4 protein-coding genes are annotated in these 3,088 nt (G+C 45.2%); all 4 read left to right on the top strand.

The genetic code is table 11. The features are described from left to right. Positions 1-382: DUF262 domain-containing protein (locus tag H9W84_RS12085; RefSeq protein WP_239744068.1), on the top strand; the 382-nt coding region annotated here is incomplete at its 5' end. A 76-nt stretch (positions 383-458) separates the two neighbouring features. Next, the gene (locus H9W84_RS12080) at positions 459-836 is read left to right on the top strand and encodes a transposase (protein ID WP_239743825.1); all 378 of its coding nucleotides are present in this window, start codon (positions 459-461) and stop codon (positions 834-836) included. A gap of 41 nt (positions 837-877) precedes the next feature. Beyond that, positions 878-1,249, top strand: coding sequence for an IS66 family insertion sequence element accessory protein TnpB (gene tnpB / locus H9W84_RS12075; protein ID WP_050325883.1), 372 nt, complete (start codon positions 878-880; stop codon positions 1,247-1,249). A gap of 79 nt (positions 1,250-1,328) precedes the next feature. Further along, positions 1,329-3,068, top strand: a complete 1,740-nt coding sequence (gene tnpC, locus H9W84_RS12070) for an IS66 family transposase (protein WP_050325882.1) — start codon at positions 1,329-1,331, stop codon at positions 3,066-3,068. Positions 3,069-3,088: the final 20 nt, after the last annotated feature.

Raw genomic sequence — 3,088 nt, 5'->3', positions numbered from 1 at the left:
TAATGACATTGACCAGTTTATACCAATTATTTTAAATCCCAAAGAAGGTATTTCAAGCTTTTATTGTCTGCAACCAGTTGTTGTAAAAGCAATGAGTGTAGAGAAAAAACAATTTCATAATTTGGAAGGTGATTGGTATGAGGTTATCGATGGACAACAAAGGCTTACAACAATATTTCTAATAATTCAGGGTATTAATGAATTTTGGGAAGGTAAACAGAAAAATCCTCAGTTTAGTCTTGCTTATGAAACTAGAGAAAAAAGTTCAGACTTTCTGATTAGTTTAAAGGAAGATGATGAAATCGAGGATGTTTTAGTTAATCATGAAAATATTGATTTTTACTATATTTCTAAAGCATATCAAACTATATGTAATTGGTAAGCATCCGACCATCCCATCTACCACCATTCTAAAAAATACGAGATAGTGCCCACTAAAAAATGAAGTGGGCACTAGAATGGCACAAATAGACATAACCAAACCGAAGCGACGAACGTACAGCAAAGAGCTCAAAGCCTATCTCGTAGAACAAGCCTTAACAGGCGAACGCTCGATAGCGAGGCTAGCTCAAGGTCATGGCATTAACCCAAACTTATTGCAGAAATGGATAAAAGCTGCCAGAGACGAGAAAATCGCAGCAACTCAACCATTAGCCAACCCAAACTTCGATATTAACCTCATTGAACATGAGCCTGTCTTTCTGCCTATCACCCTGCAATCTAGAAGCCATCACGAACAAACACCACAAGCAACTGCCTTAGCTCAAACCATCACAGGCGTAGAACTACAAATTCCCAGCCATAACGGGACGCCCATAAAACTCACCATCGACTAAATTGACAATTACAGCCTTATTGAATTACTGCGGGGGCTACAATGAACCCCCTTATCAACCCCCAACAAATTTGGCTATCCACCACTCCCATGGACATGCGAAGTGGCAGTAATAAACTACTCGCCTTCATCCTACAGCACCACCCAGGCATCCGCCCAAACTGTGCCTACCTATTTTACAACAAAGCAGGCACCCGGCTAAAAATACTCATCCATGACGGCCTGGGCATATGGCTATGCACCCGAGCACTGGATGATGGCAAATTTCACGGACTTGGCGAACGTCTCATGCGACATCACAGCCTAACCAACCCAACCACAGGACTTACCATTAGTCATGAGCAATTTAACGCCTTGGTTAGTGGACTGTCTTGGCATAACCTAGGCAAAGATATACTCACCCCGCTTACCTGACTTTAGCATAAAGCCGCTAAATCTCAACTATCACCGCCTATTTACTGACAATGCAGAGCGGTTATGGCAAACTCATACCATGACCACCGCCCACCCATCCGACCCAACTGCGCCAAGCTATGCTGATTTATTAGCCCAAAACGCTCGGCTTCAACAGCAGCTTGACGCACAAAAACAACATTACCAACAGCAAGCAGCGCAACTCAAACAGCAATACCAACAACAAATGGACGCTCAAAGGCAGCAATACGAAGCTAAGCTTGCTCGCATTAACCAAGAGCTCACTGACGCCATCACCAAACAGCAACGTCTTATCCATCGGCTGTTTGGGCAAAAAAGCGAAGGCTTAACCCCCAAACAAGACCACCTAAACAAAGAAACCGCCCTAGAAGACCTAGCCTTGCTTGAACAAGCCCATGACAACTTCTTAGCCAATCTTAGCGATGACGAGCGAGCCAAACTGGTTGCTAGCAAGCCGATTGATACGCAAGAAAAAGGCACACAATCAGAAACACCAACCAAACCCAAACGACAAAAACGCCTCGTTATCCCTGACAACCTCGACATTCACACCATCATCCACGAACCACCGTCAACCACCTGTGAATGTGGCTGTCAAATGACGCAAATTGGTCAAGATGTTCAAGACAAACTCGGCTTTAAGCCAAAGCAGTTTTACCGAGAGCGTCATGTTTATCCTAAATACATTTGCCGTAACGCTGAGTGTAACCGTGAAAAGCTGGTTCAAGCCAAAACCGACGCCCAAATCATCGATAAAAGCATTGCCACGCCTGCGCTACTGGCTCATGTGCTTATCAGTAAATACGCTGACCATTTACCCCTGTATCGCCAAAGCCTGATTTATCACCGTAGCGGGGTGTATTTATCTGATTCAACCTTGGCAGATTGGGTGGGACGTTGTGGGGTACAGCTTGGGTTTTTAGTTAATCGCTTACGCCAGATGATACTTACCCAACCGATTCTGCATGCCGATGAAACCCCAATAAAGGTGTTAAATGGCTATGGGGTAAAAGACGTGAAAGGCAAACTAAAGCAAGGCTATGTGTGGGCGTATGTGACCCCAAAGCACAGCCCAATCAAAGCGGTGGTGTATGATTTTGCCCAAGGTCGGGGTAGTGAGTATCCCAATGCTTTTCTGCAGGGCTTTAAGGGCAAGCTTGTTTGCGACGGCTATAACGGCTATAAGCCATTATTTGGGCGAGGGGTGATTGAAGTGGGTTGTATGGCCCATGCTAGGCGTAAGTTTCATGAGCTTCATGTGACAGGGCAGAGTCTTATTAGCATTGAGGCATTAGAACTGTTTCAAACCCTGTATGCCGTTGAACGGGAGATTGATGAGCGGTTTGAGAAAAACCAAACCCCACTGCCCAGAGATGCTCAAATAGTTAGGCAAGTCAGGCAAGAGAAGGCAAAACCAGTTGCGGATAAACTTTATGCGTGGTTACAACAGAAACGCTTAGGCACGACTAAGAATGCCAGTATTACTAAGGCAATTGAGTATTGTTTGAAACGCTGGACGGCGTTAACTCACTATTTGGATGATGGCAATTTGCCGATTGATAATAATTGGGCAGAGAATCAGATGCGCCCTTGGGCTCTCGGGCGTAAGAATTGGTTGTTCGCAGGGTCGCTTGAGAGCGGTCAGCGGGCGGCTAGTATTATGTCGCTTATCCAGTCAGCTAGATTGAATGGTCTTGACCCGTATGCGTATTTGGCAGATGTGTTGAGTCGTCTGCCGACGCATCCTGATAGCCAGATTGATGAGCTGCTACCACATGTCTGGATACCACCTCAATAGGGGTATGGTCGGGGGCTTAC

This window comes from Moraxella tetraodonis (genome assembly GCF_022359095.1).
Classification (GTDB): domain Bacteria; phylum Pseudomonadota; class Gammaproteobacteria; order Pseudomonadales; family Moraxellaceae; genus Faucicola; species Faucicola tetraodonis.
Note: the sequence above shows the minus strand (reverse complement) of the source record. Positions and strands in the feature narration are given on the sequence as shown.